Origin of the sequence: Nocardia sp. NPDC051321, from assembly GCF_044455225.1 — a bacterium.
Lineage (GTDB): Bacteria > Actinomycetota > Actinomycetes > Mycobacteriales > Mycobacteriaceae > Nocardia.
The window spans coordinates 49,927-69,567 of sequence record NZ_JBITEM010000017.1; the positions used below are offsets into that span (position 1 = coordinate 49,927).

6 protein-coding genes are annotated in these 19,641 nt (G+C 69.8%); all 6 read left to right on the top strand.

Annotated features, from left to right (window positions below):
- Positions 1–11: 11 nt before the first annotated feature.
- The 6 genes from ACIA8C_RS34980 to ACIA8C_RS35005 are packed head-to-tail and all read left to right on the top strand — an operon-like array spanning position 12 to position 19,639.
- Entirely contained in the window at positions 12–3,314 is a 3,303-nt protein-coding gene (locus ACIA8C_RS34980; protein ID WP_397142261.1) for a type I polyketide synthase, read from the top strand.
- Entirely contained in the window at positions 3,298–8,313 is a 5,016-nt protein-coding gene (locus ACIA8C_RS34985) for a condensation domain-containing protein (RefSeq protein WP_397142263.1), read from the top strand. The genes ACIA8C_RS34980 and ACIA8C_RS34985 overlap by 17 nt, the downstream gene beginning before the upstream one ends.
- Entirely contained in the window at positions 8,310–11,297 is a 2,988-nt protein-coding gene (locus tag ACIA8C_RS34990; protein ID WP_397142265.1) for a type I polyketide synthase, read from the top strand. Before ACIA8C_RS34985 ends, ACIA8C_RS34990 begins: the two co-directional genes overlap by 4 nt.
- The gene (locus ACIA8C_RS34995; RefSeq protein WP_397142267.1) at positions 11,290–16,926 is read left to right on the top strand and encodes an amino acid adenylation domain-containing protein; all 5,637 of its coding nucleotides are present in this window, start codon (positions 11,290–11,292) and stop codon (positions 16,924–16,926) included. Before ACIA8C_RS34990 ends, ACIA8C_RS34995 begins: the two co-directional genes overlap by 8 nt.
- Positions 16,923–18,683: a fatty acyl-AMP ligase gene (locus ACIA8C_RS35000; protein WP_397142269.1), complete on the top strand. Its 1,761-nt coding sequence runs from the start codon at positions 16,923–16,925 to the stop codon at positions 18,681–18,683. The genes ACIA8C_RS34995 and ACIA8C_RS35000 overlap by 4 nt, the downstream gene beginning before the upstream one ends.
- Positions 18,680–19,639, top strand: coding sequence for a hypothetical protein (locus tag ACIA8C_RS35005; RefSeq protein WP_397142271.1), 960 nt, complete (start codon positions 18,680–18,682; stop codon positions 19,637–19,639). The genes ACIA8C_RS35000 and ACIA8C_RS35005 overlap by 4 nt, the downstream gene beginning before the upstream one ends.
- Positions 19,640–19,641 lie beyond the last annotated feature (2 nt).

Here is a 19,641-nt window from a genome sequence, read left to right on the forward strand (position 1 = left end):
GATAGTGCTAGATGTCTGCAGAAATGGCCCGTCGGACGGCCGACGAGATCAGTTTGTTTCTCACCGAAACGCTCGGAGATTTATTGGACATTGCCACGGATGACGTCGCACTGAGTGAGCCTTTCTCGAGTTTCGGGCTCACCTCGGCGGTCGCCTTGGTATTCGTCGGCAAGATTTCCACCTGGATGGGTAAACCACTACCGCCGGACCTCCCCTGGGAGTACCCGACCGTGCACGCCCTGGCCGAAGGTCTTGCCGCGGCACAGGACCACGTCGAACCGGCGCCGCGAGATGCCGCGGATCGGGAGCCCGCAGTCGGGGGGCGCCCGCCTCGCACCGGTGCCGCGCAGGAACCGGTGGCCATCATCGGCATCGGCTGCTCGTTCCCCGGGCTGCGCGGACCCGAACAGCTGTGGGAAACCCTGTGGCACGGCCGCGAATTGGTCGGCGAGGCACCCGATGCCAGGCATGACTGGCCCTCGGGCGGCGCCCGCCGCGACGAGCGCGGTTCGTGGTTCGGCTCCTTCTTCGCGGACCCGTACGCCTTCGACGCCAACTACTTCGGCATCGGCGACGCCGAGGCCGCGGCGATGGATCCGCAGCATCGGCTGCTCGCGGAAACCGTCGCGGACGCCTTCGAGGACGCGGGCGTGCCGGTGGAGCGACTGGCCGGGACCTCGACCGGCACCTTCGTCGGCATCACCGCGGGCGACTACGCGCGCGGCATGGGCGACCCCGCGGAGTCCGGAATGCCGATCGCGGCGGTCACCGGCAATGCCAGCAGTATCGCGGCAAACCGGCTGTCCTATCTCTACGATCTGCGCGGCCCGAGCGTCAGCGTGGACACCGCCTGCTCGTCGTCGCTGGTCGCGCTGCACATGGCGTTACGCAGCCTGCACGACGGCGACTGCGATGTCGCGGTGGTCGGCGGCGTCAACATGACCCTCGACCCACGGGTCACCGAATCGCTTGCCGGAGCGGGCATGATGGCCGCCGACGGCCGGTGCAAGACCTTCGACGATCGCGCCGATGGGTACGTCCGTGGCGAGGGCAGCGCCGCGGTGGTGCTGAAGCCGCTGGCGCAGGCCGAGCAGGACGGCGACCGGGTCTACGCGGTGCTGCTCGGTTCCGCGATCAACCAGGACGGCCGTACCAACGGGCTGACCGCGCCGAGCTATCAGTCGCAGGTCGACGTGCTGCGTCGCGCCTACCGGCGAGCCGGGGTGAATCCGGGCGACGTGCAATACATCGAGGCGCACGGCACCGGAACCATCCTCGGCGACGCCATCGAGGCGCGGGCGCTCGGCACCGTCTTCGCCGAGAACCGCGACGACAAGTTCCTCGTCGGCTCCGCCAAGACGGTGGTCGGTCACCTCGAGGCCGCCGCGGGCATCACCGGCCTGGTGAAGACCGCTCTTGCGCTGCACCACGGGCAGGTGCCCGCCAACCTGAATTTCGAATCGCCGAGCAAGCACATCGCTTTCGACGAACTGCCGTTCAACGTGCCCGCCGAGAACCAGGTGTGGCCGCAGCGTCGTGGCCGCGCGCTGGCGGGCGTGAGCTCGTTCGGCTTCGGCGGCACCAACGCGCACGCCGTCCTCACCGGGGCGTCGGCGCAGGTAGCGAAGAGCCCGGCGGTAGCCGCACCCGAAAAGCCGTATCTGGTCAGCATTTCCGGCCGGAGCGAGCAGTCGACGCTCGACCTGGTCGACAGCTGGATCGACATGCTGCGCGACGGGTCGGCCGCGCCGATCGCCGAGCTCGCGCAGACCTCGACCGCGCGCCGGGCCCAACATCCGTTCCGGGTCGCCGTCACCGCCCGCGGTCACGCGGACCTGGCCGAGCAGCTGACCTCGATCTCCGGCGGTTCGTTACCACTCGGCGCTGCCGCGGGCCGAGTGCCGCGCAATGGCCCCGGCAAGGTGGGCTTCGTCTTCACCGGGCAGGGCAATCAGTGGATCGGCATGGGACGCAAGCTGATTCGTCATCAGCCGGTGTTTCGTGACGCCTTGCTCGCGGTCGATCGCGAGCTGCGCATCGAGCTCGGCTGGTCCACCTTCGCCGTGCTCGACCGTGGTCGCGAGGAGGAGGCGCTCGCCGACACCGGCACCGCACAGCCGGTGCTGTTCGCCCTGCAGGTCGCCCTGGCCGCGCTGTGGCAGTCGTGGGGGATCACCCCGTCCGCCGTGGTGGGACACAGCGTCGGCGAGGTGGCCGCCGCGCACGTCTGCGGTGCGATCGACCTGCGCACCGCCGCGCAGATCATCGCGGCACGCGCCAAAGCCACTGCGCGCCTGCGCGACAACGGCTGCATGGCCGTGGTCAACCGGCCCGCCGCGGAACTCGAACTGCCGCAACGGGTTTACCTGGCAGGCACGAACGGCCCGCAGTGGACGCTGATCTCGGGCAACACGGGCGCGGTCGACGGCTTCCTGCACCGGCTCGACGGCGAGCAGATCATGACCCGCCGGCTGCCCGGCCGCTACGCCTTCCACTCGCCGCTGATGCGCGACTGCCTGCCGGAATTCGCGACGGACATGCCGTGCATCCAGCCTCGCGAGGGCAGCATTCCGTTCTTCTCGACCGTCACCGGCGGCCGGATCGACGGCGCGCAACTGAACGGCCTCTACTGGACCGATCAGGTGGTGCGCCCGGTGCAGTTCGCCGAGGCGGTCGGCGCCATGATCGACGCCAACATCGGCACCTTCATCGAGATCGGCCCGCACCCCGCGCTCAACGGCATGCTGAAAAGCCTGCTCCGCCATCATGATCGGGCCGGAGTGGCGGTGCCGTCGCTGGTCCGCGACGTCGACGACCTTTCGGTGATGCTTGCGGCGCTCGGCGAACTGCATGTCCGAGGGCACGAGGCGCGCTGGTCCGGCGTGGACGCGGCGACGCGGCCGCAGGCCCGGTTGCCGCTGTACCCGTTCGACCGCAAGTCGTATCGGATCGTCGGCGGCGTGCCGAGCGTCGAGGCCGCCCCGGTCTCGCGCGCGAGCACGGATCTGTTCACCGCCGACGCCGACTATGTCGCGCCGCGCACCGAATACGAGCAGGTCGTCGCCGAGATGTGGGCCGAGCTGCTCGGGCTGGAGCAGGTCGGCGTCTTCGAGAACTTCTTCCGCATCGGCGGGCATTCCCTGGCCGCTACCCAGTTCGTCCGCAGGCTCCGCGAGCTCTTCGAGATCGAGTTCGCGCTCCGGCGCATGTTGCAGGAGCCGACCGTGGCTCAGGTGGCGGCGGCGCTGGAGGAGCTCATGGTCGAGCAAGCCGATGCAGCCCTTTTGGAGAGCGATCATGAACTCACCGGCTAGCAGCCTGGCCTTGGCTCGCTTGCGCGAACGCCGCGCCGCGGGCATCTCCACGACCACCATTCCGCTGCGCGAGGGCGCGGGGCCGTTCCCGGCGACTCCGGCGCAGCGCGGCATCTGGCTGCACGAGCAGCTGGCCGGTCACGCCGCGATCTACCATGTGCCGCTTGGCATTCGGATCACCGGCCCGCTCGATGTCGCGGCGTTGCGTACGGCCGCCGACGCGGTCACCACGCAGCAGCACTCGTTGCGCACCGTGTTCAAGGAGACGCCGGAGGGTTTGCGGGCCGAGGTCGTCGACGTCGCGGGTGCCGACTGGCAGACACCGGATCTGCGCTTGGTGCCCGCGAAGGCGCGGGCGGCGGCGGTCGAGCAGCTGCTCGAGTCCCTGGCCGCCGCGCCGTTCGAGCTGGCGGACCGGCCGCCGGTGCGCTGGGCGTTGATCCGGCTGGCCGAACAGGAGTGGATACTCGCGGTCGTCGCGCATCACCTGGTGCTGGACGGATTGTCGATCGCGCTGCTGATCGATCAGCTGTGGGCGGCCTACGGTGCCGTCCGGCACGGCGCGGAGACCATCCTGTCGGTGCCGCCGCGGCAGTACGCCGACTACGCGGTGTGGAATGCCGAACACGGCACGCCCGCATCGCAAACGGTGGCGGTCGAGCGGCGCGCCGCGCTGCTGCGCGATGCGCCGCCGCTGGACCTTTCCGTCGGCCGCCGACCGCGGCGCGTGGGTAACAACGGTGCGCGCGTGGAGAATTCGTTCCCCCGCGAGGTGGTCGACGCGGTGCGTGCCTGCGCGGCGGACAACGGGATTCCGCCGTTCGTCTTCCTGTTGGCCTGCTACGAGCTGACATTGGCGCAGCGCACGGGCCAGCGCGACTTCTGCGTCGGCATCCCGATGGCGGCCCGGCCGTACGCCGAACTCGCGAAAACCATCGGGCACTTCGTGAATACCGTCCCGGTCCGCGCCGATCTCACCGACGGGCAGACCTTCCTCGATCTGCTGCGCCGCACCCGGGACAGCGCGATGGCGGCCTACGACGACGAGACCGTCCCGTTCGAGCAGGTCGTCGAGGCCATCGGCGGGCCGTGGGATCCGGCCTACAGCCCGGTATTCCAGACCTTGTTCGTGCAGCAGATGCTGGAGCGCCCCGATCTGAGCGAGTGGGGACTGACGGTCGAGTGGCAGACCATCGACACCGGCGCCACGCTCTATGACCTCGTCATGCACGTCGCCGAGTCGGGGCCGGAACTGGTCTGTCACCTGACGTACAACACGAAGCTGCTCGGCGCGACCGCCGCGGCGGACCTGGCGCAGGACTTCCTCGCGATCGCGGCGGCGGCCGCAGCCGCACCGAAAACTCCGGTGGACGAGCTGCTCGCCGCGCTGCCGGTGCGTGCGTACACCGTGAATGACGAAGCAGCCGAATCGGATTCGGACGACGCCGACGACGTGGTGTTCGAGGCCCCCATCGGCGAGCGGGAGATCCGCCTCGCCGGCCTCTGGTCCCAAGCGCTGGAGCGTGCCGAAATCGGCCGCCACGACGACTTTTTCCTGCTCGGTGGCACGTCGCTGGCAGCAACCCGGGTGATTTCGCAGATCCTCGACGAGTTCGGTGTCAGTATCTCGCTGCGCGAGCTGTTCGAGAGCCCGACGATCGTGACGGCGGCGCGGCTGATCGAAGCCGCGTCCGCCGAGCAGGATTCGCTGCCGCCGCTGCGCGCCGCGCCGCGTACCGGCGGCGAGCTGCTTGCGGTGTCCTACGCCCAGGAACGCCTGTGGTTCCTGGAGACGATGGATCCGGGCAACGCGACCTACATCATGCCCGGCGGCCTGCGGTTGCGCGGCGAGCTCGACGTCGCCGCGGTGGAAAAGGCGCTGGCACTTGTCGAACAACGGCACGAGGTGCTGCGCAGCGTCTATCGGACCACCGAGGACGGGCAGCTGCGTCAGGTGATCCGCCCGTATTCGCCACGGCCACTGGAGTTCACGGACTTCAGCGCCCTCGCACCGGAGCGGCGCGGCACCGCCGAAGCCGAGCTCGCGGCAAGCGTCTATCGCGCACCGTTCGATCTGGCCGAAGGACCGGTGTGGCGATACCACCTCATCAAGTCGGGGCCCGGCGAGTACCTGCTCGCCATCGCGCTGCACCACATCGTGTGTGACGGCTGGTCCATTGCCGTACTGAGCCACGAGGTTTCGGCGCACTACCAGGCGCAGGTCGCGGGTGTGCCATCGCAGCTACCGCCGCTTGTCGTGCAGTACGCGGACTACGCGGGCTGGCAACGCGGCAACGCCGACGGGCTCGACGGACAGCTGGACTTCTGGCGGACCGAGCTGGCCGACCCGACCGTCACCGAGATCCCCGGAGACCGGCCACGTCCGGCGCGCCGCACCTCTCGTGGCGCGGTCGAGCGGCTCGGGGTCGACCCGCAGGTGATGGCCGAGGTGCGCGCGCTCGCGGCCCGCAGCGGCGTCACCACCTTCGCGGTGCTGCTCGCCGCCTTCTACACCGTGTTGAATCGCTATACCCGCCAACAGGATCTGATCGTCGCCTCGCCGATCGCCGGGCGCACCCGCTCGGCCGTCGAGCCGCTCGTCGGCTGCTTCCTGAACACCCTCGCGCTGCGCACCGAAGTCGACCCCGAGGAAACCTTCACCGCGCTGGTCGCGCGCGTCGGCAAGACCGTCCTTTCGGCGCACGCCAACCAGGACCTGCCGTTCGAGAAGGTCATCGAGGCGATGGTGCCGACCAGGGACATGAGCCGCACCCCGCTCGCCCAGGTCATGTTCAACTACTTGAACACGCCCCCACCGTCTCTCGGCATGCCGGGCCTCGACGTCGAACTGGTGGACGCGCCGCGCACGACGGCCAAGATGGACCTCGACCTCACCGTCGACGAGACCGACGGCCCGACGAAGCTCGTCCTGGAATACAGCGCCGACCTCTACGACGCGCCGACCGCCGCTCGGACACTGCGGCACTACGCGACCGCGCTCGCGAGCATCGTCGCCGACCCGGAACGACTCGTCGGCGAGATCGGCCTAGAGAACCCGGATCAGGCTGCCGCCGAGGCGATCTGGGCCCTGCCCGGCTCCCCGATGGTGCCCGAGGCGGATCCGGACGAGCGGCTGATCGATCGGCTCGACGCCGTGATCGACCTGCGCGGAAGCGCACCGGCGCTGCGCGCGGGCGACCGGACGACCAGCTTCGCCGAACTCGACGCGATCACCGCCGTTATCGCCAAGGAGCTGATCGGCGCCGGACTCGACGGCAGCCGCGTCGCGCTGCTCTACGACCACACGCCGGAGAGTTTCGTCGCGGTGTGGGCGGCCCTGCGCGCGGGGGTGGCGTACGTGCCCCTCGACCCGCGTGCGCCGCAGGCCAGGCTGATCGAAATCCTGGAGGAGGCCGACGTTTCCGCGCTACTGTGCGATCCGTCGCTCGTGGAGCTGGCCCGCTCGGTCGCCGGGGGCGCGCATGTCTTCGCCGCGTCCGGGCGCACCGACCGACCGGGGCCCGCACTGAGCACGGTGCCCACCAACGACCTGTCGACCTGGGCGAAGTCCCATATCAGCGCCGACGATTTCGCCTACATCCTGCACACGTCCGGCTCGACGGGCCGCCCGAAAGGTGTGGCGCAGAGCAGCGGCAACGCGCTGGCTCACGCCGTCACCTACGCGCGGCGGCTGCGTATCGGGCCCGACGACGTCGTGGCCGCGCCCGCCCGTTACACCTTCGACGCCGGTGTGCTGAACTCCTTCGGCGCGGTAGCGGCCGGGGCTGAACTGTACGTGATCGACCCGCACCTGTTCGGCCCCGCCGGTCTGCGCGACGAGATCGAACGCGCCGGTGTCACCGTGCTGCACTGCACGCCAACGCTTTTCCGCTACCTGCTCAGCGACACCGACGGCCCATGGGTACCGGACGCGTTGCGCTTGGTTGCGCTCGGCGGCGAGGAAGTGGTCCGCGGCGACGTCGTCGACTTCGGCAAGCATTTCGCCCCGGCCTGCCAGCTGGTGAGCCTGTACGGCCCGTCCGAATGCTCGGTCGCGTTGCAGCACATCATCACTCCCGAGGACGCGGACCGCGCCGGCGTGCCGATCGGCCACCCGGTCGAGGGCGTCGAGGTCGACCTGGTCGACGGAAGTGGCCGTCCCACCGAGGTTTACGGTGAGATCGCGCTGCGCAGCCCGTACGTCGCGCTCGGCTACTGGCATCGGCCGGAACTCACCGAGAAGGTGTTCGGCACCGGCCCCAACGGTGTGCCGTACTACCGGACCGGCGATCTCGCCCGGCGGCTGCCCGACGGCAGGCTGGTCTTCGTCGGCCGTAAGGACCGCCAGGTCAAGATCCGCGGCCACCGGGTGGAACCGGGCGAGGCCGAGACGTTCCTGCGGTCGCATCCGACGGTCGCCGAGGCCGCCGTCGTACTCGACGCCGATGCGGACGTGCCAAGGCTGGTCGCCTACCTCACCCAGGACGGCCCGCTGGAGCCCGACTACCTCGAGCTCTCGGCATTCCTGCGTACTCGGTTGCCGGACTACATGATTCCGTCGGCCTACCTGGTCCTCGACAGCCTCCCGCGCGGCCTCACCGGCAAGCTCGATCGCGCGAAGCTGCCGAAGATCGCCCCGGCCGCGGCGCCGGTGTACACCCCGCCGGGCACCGAGCTCGAGCGTGTCGTCGCCGAGGTATGGGCGGAGGTGCTCGACCGCGAGATCGGTCTCGGGCAGAACTTCTTCGACCTCGGCGGACATTCGCTCGCGCTGGCCAGGGTGCGTGGCCTGCTCGAGCGCCGGCTGGGCGTCGACCTGGCGATGACCGACCTGTTCGCGGCGCCGACCGTCGACGGGCTGGCCAAGTCGCTGGCCGGCCGCACCGCCCCGCAGCAGGACGCGGACCGAGGTCAGGACCGGCGCGCGGCCGCCGCCCGCCGCCGCGCGCACCGTCAGGCGACCGAGACCATGCCGGACAGCGTTGGGAGCCAGCGATGACACACGACGACAACGAGTTCCGGGTCGCGGTAATCGGCATGGCGTGCCGCTTTCCCGACGCGGACACGGTCCAGGATTATTGGCGCAACCTGTGCGATGGCCGCGAATCGGTGCGCCCGCTCGCCCCGGAGTCCATGCCCGTCGACCCGCCTGCCGGATACGTGCACGCGGGCGCGCTGCTGGCGGACGCGGACAAGTTCGACGCCGAGTTCTTCGAAATGCCGCCGCGCGAAGCGCAACTCACCGACCCGCAGCATCGGCTGTTCACGCTGTGCGCGTGGGAGGCATTGGAGGACGCCGGTCATATCGCCGCCGAAAACCCCACGCCGGTGGGTGTTTTCGCGGGCGCGGGCATCAGCACCTACTTGCTGCGGAACCTGGCCGCCCACGCGAGCCTGTTCCAGACGCCGAGCTCGCAGCTGCACGCGCTGCATGGCAACGCCTCCGACTACCTGGCCACCCGGGTGTCCTACAAGCTGAACCTGACCGGGCCGAGTGTCGCGGTGCAGACGGCGTGCTCCACCTCGCTGGTCGCCGTGCACCAGGCGGCGCAGGCGCTGCTCGACTTCCAGTGCGACGTGGCGCTGGCCGGCGGCGCGAGCGTGCAGGTACCGCAGGAAGCCGGATACATCTACGAGGAGGGCTCGATCCTCTCGCCGGACGGTCACTGCCGGGCATTCGATGCCGAGGCCGGCGGCACCGTCTTCGGTTCGGGTGTCGGCGTTGTCGTGCTCAAGCGGCTCGCCGACGCGATCGCCGACCGCGACCACATCCACGCCGTGATCCTCGGTTCCGCGGTGAACAACGACGGCGGCAACAAGATCGGCTTCACCGCTCCCGGCATCGCCGGTCAGCGTGCCGTGATCCGGGAAGCGTTGTCGGCGGCCGGAATCGGTGCCGACACCATCGGTTACGTCGAAGCACACGGCACCGGAACCAAACTGGGTGACCCGATCGAGGTGGCGGCGCTGAGCGCGGCCTACCGCGAGCACACCGAGGCCGCCCAGTACTGCGCGCTCGGCTCGGTGAAATCCAATGTCGGCCACCTCAACTCGGCGGGCGGCGTGGCCGGGTTCATCAAGGCGGTGCTCGCCGTGCGCGAGGGCCGCATCCCGGCCAGCCTGCACTACACCCGGCCGAACCCCGAAATCGACTTCGCCGCAACCCCGTTCTTCGTCAACACCGAATTGCGGACCTGGTCGGGCGAGGTGCGCCGGGCGGCGGTGAGCGCCTTCGGCATCGGCGGGACCAATGCCCATGTGATCGTCGAACAACCGCCGACGCGGGCGGCCGCCCCGGTGCGGTCCGGCCCACGCGCACTGCTCATCTCGGGTCGCACCGCGCAGGACGCCGACCGGATCGCGGCTCGGCTCGCCGCGCACCTGCGCGAGGCATCGGACGAACTGGCCTCGGTGGCACAGACTTTGGCGCATGGCCGCCGTCGCTTCCCGCACCGCCGCATGGTCGTGGCACACACAACAGCGGAGGCCGCCGCCGCATTGAGTAAGCCGGCGGCAGGGGAGGCCCTGCCCGCCCCCGCGCTGGCCTGGCTGTTCCCCGGACAAGGTGTCGCGCTCGGCGCGGCCGTTCTCGAACTCGCCGCGACGGTCCGCCCGTTCGGCGACCGGTACCGGGCCTGCGCCGAGATCCTCCGTGCACGTGCGGGCTTCGACCTGGACGCCGCGGTGCGCAATGCCGAGGGCACCGAACAGTCTCAGGTCGCACTGTTCGCGGTCGAGTACGCACTGGCCGAGATGTGGCGCGAGTTCGGCGCCGAACCCAAGGAACTGCTCGGGCACAGCCTCGGCGAGTTGGTCTGCGCCACCGTCGCTGGCGTCTTCGAGCTCGCCGACGCGCTGGCACTTGTGGTCGAGCGCGGCCGGATCATGGCGGCCGCACCGCCCGGCGGCATGCTCGCGATCTCCAAGGGCGCGGACATCATCGCCGAGCGCCTGCCGGACGACGTCTGGCTCGCCGCCGACAACTCCGCCAGCCGCTGCGTCGTCGCGGGTGCGCCCGCCGCCCTGTTCCGGCTGGCCGGTGAGCTCTCCGAGGAGGGCGTGCCGAGTTCGCTGCTGCCCGTCGGGCACGCGTTCCACACCCCGCTCATGGACGAGGCCGCGGCACGCTTCGCCGAACTGGTGCGCGGTGTTCCGCGGCAGGCGCCGCGGGTGCCGTTCTGGTCGAACGTCACCGGCGCGCCGATCACCGCCGAGCAGGCTGTCGACCCCGGCTACTGGTCCCGGCAGATGACAAGCACCGTCCGTTTCCGCGAGGCCGCAGTCGGCTTGGTCGGCCGGAACCAGGGCACCGTCGCGCTGGAGGTCGGCCCCGGCAAGTCCCTCGTCTCGTTCCTGCGCACCGCCGATCGCGCCGCGGCGACGGTCGGCACGCTCGGTATCGGTCTCGGTGCGGGCGCACCGGAGACCGCGATCGTCGATGCGGCGGCCCGACTGTGGTTGTCCGGTGTCGCGGTCGATTTCGACGCCATCTACGGCGGCGAGACCCCGGTATCGGTCAGCTTGCCGACGTATCCCTTTGCCCTGAAGCGCTATTGGGTCGACCCGCCCGAAATCACTGCAACCCGGCCCCGGCGTATCGAACCAGCCGAGCCCGCCGCACCGGCACCGGTCGACAGCGAGCCCACCGCCTCCTCCGACGAGGACGATTTCGTCGTCTCGGTGCGCAACCAGGTCGTCGCGGTGTGGTGCGCGGCGCTCGGCATCGAGCAGGTCGGCACCGACGCCAACTTCTTCGAACTGGGCGGAGATTCGCTACTCGCCGTGCACGTCGCGACGCAGCTGCGGTCCATCTTCCCGTTGGATCTCGCACTCGGCGAACTGTTCGCCAGCCCGACAGCGGCGGGGATGGCCGACGCCATCGCCGCGCATCTGATGCAGCGGTTGGACGAACTGTCCGACAGCGAGGTCGAGTTGCTGCTCAACCAGCCGGGGGCGGCCGAAGAACGGAGCAACAATGCCTGAACTCGTCGACACCGGCGCCTCCCGTCGCGCGTTGCTGCGGCGCTGGGCCGCGGGCGGCACGCCGCGGGCCGGTATTCCACGCCGCCCCGATGCTACTGCCGCCGCGCCGCTTTCGGCCGCGCAGCAGCGAATCTGGTTCCTGGAACAGCTGTTCCCGGATCGGGCGACCTACACCATGCCGCTGGCGCTGCGCCTGCGCGGCCATCTCGACGTCGCGGCCCTGCAGGGCGCGCTGTCGCTGGTCGTCGCCCGGCACGAGTCGCTGCGCACCAGCATCGAAGTGCGCGACGGTGTTCCGGTTCAGGTGGTCGGGCCGGTGGCGCCGCTGCCGATGACCATGGTGTCGTCGTCGCAGCTGGATCCGAATCGACCATTGGCGGACGCGACCGCGCAGGTCGAGCAGTTCAGCCGGACCGTGTTCGACCTGTCCGGTCGACTGGTCGAGGTGCTGCTGGTGCGGCTGAGCGAGGACGACTCGATCTTCGCCGTCGCCATGCACCACATCATTTCCGACGGCTGGTCGCTCGGGGTGTTCGCCACCGAATTGATGTCCGCCTACGCCGATCTCACGGCGGGCAAGCACCTCCCCGAACTGCCGGCGCTGCCGCTGCAGTACCCCGACTACGCGACCTGGCTGCAGGATCTCGCGCAGCAGGACAAGTTCGGCGCCGACCTCGACTACTGGCGTGGCGTGCTCGGCGACGAGCCGCCGCTGGTGACCTTCCATCCCGACCGGCCGCGTGCGCTGGAGCCGGAAAACCGTGGCGCCCGAGTGCTGTTCACCATCCCGGCGCCGGTGCTGTCCGGCCTGCGGCGCCTCGCCGACGAGGTCAGGGTGAACGACCGCCCCGCCACCCTGTTCATCGCGTTGATGGCGGGATTCAAAGCGCTGCTTCGCTATTACACCGGCGCGGAGGACATCACCGTCGGCACGCCGATCGCAGGCCGGACCAGGCCCGAGATCGAGCCGCTCATCGGGTTCTTCGTGAACGCGCTCGCGCTGCGCACGGACCTGTCCGGCGCGCCGACCTTCCGTGAACTGCTGACCAGGGAGCAGCGGGTCGTCTTCGACGCGTTCGATCACCAGGAGGTGCCGTTCGACCTCGTCGTCGAGCACATGCGCCCCGATCGGGAACTGAGCCATTCGCCGCTGTTCCGCACCGCCGTTGTGCTGCAGAACACCGCGCTGCCCGAACTCGCCATCCCCGGGCTCAGCGCCGAGTACGTCGAAGTGCATTCTGGCACAACCAAATTCGACGTGCTGGTGACGCTGCGCCAGGTCGGCGCGGAACTGGTCGGCGCGTTCGAGTACGACGTCGACCTCTACGACGAGCCGACCGTCGCCGCCATCGCGCGCCACTTCGTCGCCCTGCTGACCGCGGTGGTCGCCAACCCCGACACCGCGCTGCCGGAACTCGACTTCCTCGAAGCAGACGAGCGGGAACGAGCCATCGCCGCGGCACTGCCCAGCGAGCCCGCCGCCGAACCCGCCCGCACCCTGCACGAGCTCTTCGCGGCGCAGGCGATCCAAACCCCCGACGCGGTGGCGCTCACCTTCGGCGACAACGCCCTGAGCTACGGCGAGCTCGCGGCGGCCGCCCACCTGCTGGCCCAGCGCCTGCGCGCCCGCGGCGTCGGCCGTGGCTCGTTCGTCGGCATCCACCTCGACCGCTCCGCCGACGTGGTCGTCGCCATCCTCGCGGTGCTGCGCGCCGGCGCCGCCTACGTCCCGCTGGACCCGATGTACCCGGCCGACCGGATCGAATTCATGATCGCCGACTCCGGTGCGCGGCTGGTGATCAGCCACAGCTCGCTCGTCTCGGCCTCGGCGTCGGGTCCCGAACTCCTGCTCATCGACCAGCAAGCCAACGTGATCGTGCCCGACCTCCCGCTGGAGAAGGCCGGGCCGCACGACCCGTGCTACGTCATCTACACCTCGGGCTCCACCGGCGTCCCGAAGGGCGTTGTCATCAAGCACGCCAACGTGGTTCGCCTGTTCTCGACGACCGCCCGCTGGTACGACTTCGGCCCGGCCGACGTCTGGACGATGTTCCACTCGTATTCCTTCGACTTCGCCGTCTGGGAGATGTGGGGCGCGCTGCTCTACGGCGGACGCCTCGTCGTGGTACCCGGCTCGGTCAGCCGGTCCACCGCCGAATTCGCGGAACTGCTTGCCCGCGAACAGGTCACGGTGCTCAACCAGACACCGTCGGCGTTCACCCAGCTGCTGCGCGCGCTGGAGAACACGCCGGGCATCGAACTCGCGGTGCGCTGGATAATCTTCGGCGGCGAAGCGCTCGATTTATCCACGCTCACACCGTGGTTCGATCGTTTCGGCGAAGCCGCCCGGCTGGTGAACATGTACGGCATCACCGAGACGACCGTGCACGTCACCTACCGCGAACTCACCCGCGCCGACGTGGAGTCGGCGGCGGGCAGCCTGATCGGCGTCCCGCTGCCCGATCTCGGCGTGCTGATCGTCGACCCGGCGGGCCGCCCGGTGCCGGACGGCGTAGCCGGAGAGATGCTCGTGTCCGGGCCCGGCGTCGGGCGCGGCTACCTGAACCGCGACGACCTCACCGCCGAACGGTTCGTGCACAGCCCGGTGCTCGGCCACCGCGTCTATCGGACCGGCGACCTCGCCCGCCGCAGAGCCGACGGCGACCTCGAATACCTGGGCCGCATCGATCAGCAGGTGAAGGTGCGTGGTTTCCGCATCGAACTCGGCGAGATCGAAGCCGCGATCACCGCGCACCCCGGCGTCGATCAGTCGGTCGTGCTGGCCCGCAAGGACACCGGCGGAAGCCTGTCCCTGGTCGCCTATTTCACGCCGGGCGACGCGACCGCCGACGCGGCCGTCGCGGAGCAGGACCAGGTCGCCAACTGGCAGATCGTGTTCAACAGCACCTATCGCCAAGGCCACGACGGCGACGCCGATTTCGACATCTCCGGCTGGAACGACTCGTACACCAATGCCGCCATCCCCGAGGAGCACATGCGGGAATGGGTGGACGCGACCGTCGCCGCGGTGCGCAGCCTCGCCCCGCAACGGGTACTCGAAATCGGCTGCGGCACCGGCCTGTTGCTTTCCCGGCTGGCACCGCAGTGCGCCGTCTACGACGCCACCGATGTCTCCGCCTCGGCCATCGAGAACGTGCGCACGAAGATCGTCGAGGGCAACGCCGATCTCCAGCACGTCCGGCTCGACCGGTGCGCCGCCGACGAACTGCCCTACGACGTCGCCGGACCGTACGACGTCATCCTGATCAACTCGGTGGTGCAGTACTTCCCGAGCGCCGACTACCTGACCCGGGTGCTGGATTCGGTCGTCGGCCTGCTCGCCCCCGAAGGCGTGCTGTTCGTCGGCGACGTCCGCGACCTCACCCTCAGCGAGGCGTTCCACGCGACCGTCGAGGCTATCAACGCACCGACCGCCGGTGCCGCCGAGCTCGCCCCCGCCGTGCGGGCCGCCCTGGATCGGGATGCCGAATTGGTGGTCGCGCCACGGTATTTCGAAGATTTCGTGGCGACCCATCCGACGCTGTCCGGCTCCAGGATCCGGCTCAAGCGCGGCGAGTACCTCAACGAGATGTCCCGATTCCGCTATGACGCGGTGTTGTTCGCGGGCCAGCGTGGTCTGCCGGTGCGGCCGAAGCTGTTGGACGCGTCGACAACACCGCAGCTGCTGGCCGAACTGCTCGACCGGGATCGGCCCGCGGCGGTGCTGATCGCCGACGTCCTCGACGCCAGGGTGGCCGGTCCGCTCGCGGTGGTCGCCGAGTTGTCGCGCGGCCGGGCCGGTGCCGCGCAGCTCCGCGCCGCGCTCGCCGATTCCGGCGGCGTCAGCCCGGAAGACTATCTCGCCCTTGCCGATCGGGTGCCGTACCGGATCGAGGCGCTGCGCCGCCCGGGCGGACGCTACGACGTGGTGGTGACCGGCTGGGACGTGGCATTGCCGTCCGTCCCCGGGGCACGCGACGCCGAATGGCCGGACGACCTCGTCATCTCGGATCCGTTGCGGGTCAAGGCCCGCGACGACCTGGTCGTCGACGTGCGCGCCCACCTGGCGCGGCGACTGCCGCAGCACATGGTGCCCGCCGCGGTCCTCGTGCTGGACGAATTCCCGTTGACCACCAACGGAAAACTGGATCGACGCGCACTGCCCGCACCGGTGCTACGCCGCAACACCCTGGAGTACGAGCCGCCGCGCACCCCCCTAGAGCAGCGCGTCGCGGGCGTCTTCGCGCACGTCCTCGGCATCCCCCGGGTCGGCCGCGAGGACAACTTCTTCGACCTCGGCGGCCACTCGCTGCTGGCGGCCCAGCTGATCCTGCGGCTGAAACAGACCTTCGGCGAGGACATTCCGCTCGGCTCGCTGTTCGCCCGGCCGACGGTGGCCGGTGTGGTCGCGCTGCTGGCCGGCGAGACGGCAGCCGAGGAAGCGATCGACCTCGAAGCCGAGGTGGCCGCCGCGATCGAATCGTGGCCCGCCGCACCGTGGACGGGCACACCGCCAAGCACAGGCGAGGTGCTGCTCACCGGCGCCACCGGCTTCGTCGGCGCGTTCCTGCTGCATGAACTGCTGGCGCGCACCGACTCCCGCGTGCACTGCCTGGTGCGGGCCGACAGCCGCGAAGAAGGTCTAGCGCGGCTGGCCGCCACCTTCGACAGCTACGAGTTGCCGCGCGAGGCGTTCGACCGGGTGATCCCGGTCCTCGGCGACCTCGCGGCGCCGCGACTCGGCCTGTCCGAGAAGCAGTTCCTGCTGCTCGGCCGCACCATCGACGCGATCTATCACAACGGCGCGCAGGTGAACTTCGCGCTGCCGTACCGGGTGCTGGAGGCGGCCAACGTCCAGGGCACCCTGGAGCTCATCACGCTGGCTCGAACCAGTGGCGCCCCACTGCATTTCGTGTCCTCGCTGTATGTGCTCGGCCCCGGCGACGCGGTCGACGGCCGGGTCGCCGAACCGCTACCGGCGCAGGACTCCTCGCAGCTTTCCCTCGGATATCTGCGCAGCAAGTGGGTTTCCGAGCGACTGGTCACCGAGGCGGGGGAGCGCGGCCTGCCGGTGAGCGTGTTCCGGCTGGGCCGCATCGGCGGCGACAGCCGCACCGGCGCCTGCCAGACCAGCGACTTCTTCTGGCTGCTCGTCAAGGCCAGCCAGGAGGTGGGTCTCGCGCCGGAGGTCGACTTCGCGGTCGACCTGGCCCCGGCCGACTTCACCGGCTCGGCCATGGTCGAGCTGGCGCGCACCCCACAGCCGGGCGCGCACATCTACCACCTGCGTAACCCGCGGCCATGCACCTTCACCGACGCCATCGGCTGGCTGCGGGAGAGCGGCTGGCCGGTGCGACTGGTCCCGCTCGACCAGTGGCGCGACGCGATCGCCGCCCACGCCGCCAGCGCGGGACCGGGATCGGCGTCCTTCAGCGTGCTGAGCCTGTTGAGCGCCAACGACGGGCTCACTCCGCTGATCCAGTTCGACGTCGACAAGGCCGTCAGCGCACTGGATGGGGTCGGCGTGCACTGCCCGCCGGTCTCCCGCGACCTGTTCATCCGCTACCTGGATTACTTCCGGAAGGTCGGCTTCCTCGCCGCGCCGTCACCACAGGAGGTCGGAGTATGACCACGACACTGCTCACCGGGGGCGCGCTCGAATACGACACGTTGGTGCGCGCGTTGACAAACCAGGCCGCGCAACGGCCGAACAAGGTCGCCTACAGCTTCCTGAGCTACCCGGATTCGACCTCGAAGCACGGGGTGACCGAGTCGCTGACCTACGCCGAGATCGACCGCGCGGCAAGGGCATACGCGGCCACCTTGCTCCAGGTCGCGCACCCCGGCGACCGGGCCGTGCTGCTCCTGCCGCCGGGCCTGGAGTATGTGCAGGCGTTCTTCGGCTGCCTCTACGCCGGAATCATCGCGGTGCCGCTGTATCCGCCGAGCGCGCACAACGCCAACGGGCGCATCGACGCGGTCTGCGTCGACGCCGACCCGGCCTGCATCGTGACCACCGACGGCGCGCTCGCGAATGTGACGGCGTGGCTGGACAATTCGCCGACCGACACGACCCGGCTCATCGTCACCACCGGCGAGGTCGACGAGAAACTCGCGATCGACTGGGAGCCGGTCCTGGTGGACCGCGAGCAGATCGCCTTGCTGCAGTACACCTCCGGCTCCACCCGCACGCCCGCCGGGGTGATGGTGCCGCATCGCGGACTGCTCGACAACGCCAGGCAGGTCTACGAAATGATGTACCACGTCGGCATTTGCGCCGAAGACGAGGTCGGTTTCGTCAGCTGGCTGCCGCTGTTCCACGACATGGGTCTGATGGTCGGCGTTGTCATGCCGATCATCAGCGGCCACGGCGTGGTGCAGATGTCGCCGACGTCGTTCCTGCGCAGGCCGGAGCGCTGGCTGCAGGCGATCAGCGACAACCCCGCGCAGGTCTTCGCGGCCTCCCCGAACGTCGGCTACGAGCTGTGCGCCGAACGCATCGGCCCGAAGGAACTCGAAGGCATCGACCTGAGCCGCTGGCGCTATGCCCTCTCCGGCGCGGAGCCGGTGCGGGTGAGCACCATTGACAAGTTCCACGCGGCGTTCGCAGGCCATGGCCTGGCCCGGTCGACGCTGATCGCCGGGTACGGGCTGGCCGAGTCGACGCTGATCGTGTCGGTGAACTGGCGCACCCTGTCCGGCGTACAGACCGTCACGGTGGATCGCGCGGCGCTCGCCTCGGGTCAGGTGGTCGTCGCCAAGGATGGCGCGGACATCGTCAGCGGTGGCGCGGCGGCACCCGGCACCACGATCCAGATCGTGGACCCGGAGACCAAGCAGGCACTGCCCGACGACCGGCTCGGCGAAATCTGGGTGTCCGGCCCCGCCGTCTGCACGGGCTACTACAACCGGCCCGAAGAGACCGAGTACACCTTCCGCGGCGAGCTTTCGCCGCGCGACGGCAAGTATTACCTGCGCACCGGCGATATCGGGTTCCGGCACGAGGGCGAGGTCTATCCGACCACCCGGCTCAAGGACCTGATCATCATCGACGGCCGGAACTACTATCCGCCGGACCTGGAGGACGCGGCCGAGAAGGCGCATTCGCTGGTGCTGCCCGGCCGGTGCTCGGCCTTCTCCGTCGAGGTCGGCGTGCAGGAAAAGATCGTGGTGCTCATCGAGGCCAGGATCCCCGGTGGCGACGAAACGACCGCAGAGGAACTGCGAAACGCGGTGCGCCAGGCCATTTTCAGCATTCACGATGTGGGTGTGCACGAGGTGGTGCTGCTCGGCCCTGGCACGATCCCGCGCACCTCGAGCGGCAAGATCCAACGCTCGGCCTCACGCACCGCCTACCTCGACGGCACCCTCCGGGGCGCGAAATGACGACGGCCCTCGCCACCCACGGCGACAAGCTGACCTGCTTCACCGCGGCGCTGGCCAGCGCGCTGGTGGCGCGCGGCGAAACCCGGTGGTGGCGGCCGCTACTCGCGGGCGGGCCGACCCTGTCGGTGCGCCCCGCCGAGGACGACCTGCTGCTGTTCGAGCACGACGCGACCCCGCCGCTGCCCGCGTTGGGCCTGCGCGTGAACGGCGACGACGACTGGGCGACGGCCTGTCACGCGCTCGAAGAGCAAGTGGCCGAGCACGGTTCGGTGGTGCTGCTCGCCGACGTCTTCCACCTGCCGTGGCAGCACGGGTATCAGCGCTGGCACGCGCCGCACTGGCTGGCCATCGTCGAGACCATCGAGGGCTGGGTGGTGGAAGATCCGCTGACGATGACCACCGAGCTCGGCAAGCAGACCGGGCAACGGATTCCGGTGCTTTCGGCGGCGGAGCTACGCGAATGGTCGGTCGGCCTCGGCCGAGACGACACGGTCGCGCTGCTGCGCGAACGGGCGATGGCCGGTTCCGACGCGATTCATCTCGGCAAGACCTACCGGTGGCTGGAATCCCATCCGGTCGCGCCACTGTCACCCCGCGAGGATCGTCTGGTGGGCGCTGACGCGCTCATTGCGCTGGCCAGCCGCTACCAGTTCGCTTCGACACCAGACGATTTCACCCAGCTGGACGATCTGTGGCAGGCGCTGCGTCAGCGCGAACTGCTGCTGTGGGCCGCCGACCTCGACCCCGAGCTGCTCGACGCGGCCGGACGCGACCACTGGGAACGTGCGGTCACGCAGTGGCGCAAGCTGCCGCCGCTGCTGATGCACGCCAGGATGCGGGCGGCCGCGGGTGGCACCGTGCAGACCGCGCACATCGCCGAGACACTGCTGTCGCTCGCCGAATACGAGGGCAAGCACCTGGCTTTCGCGCACCTCCCGCGCACGGAGCGGGAGTAGCC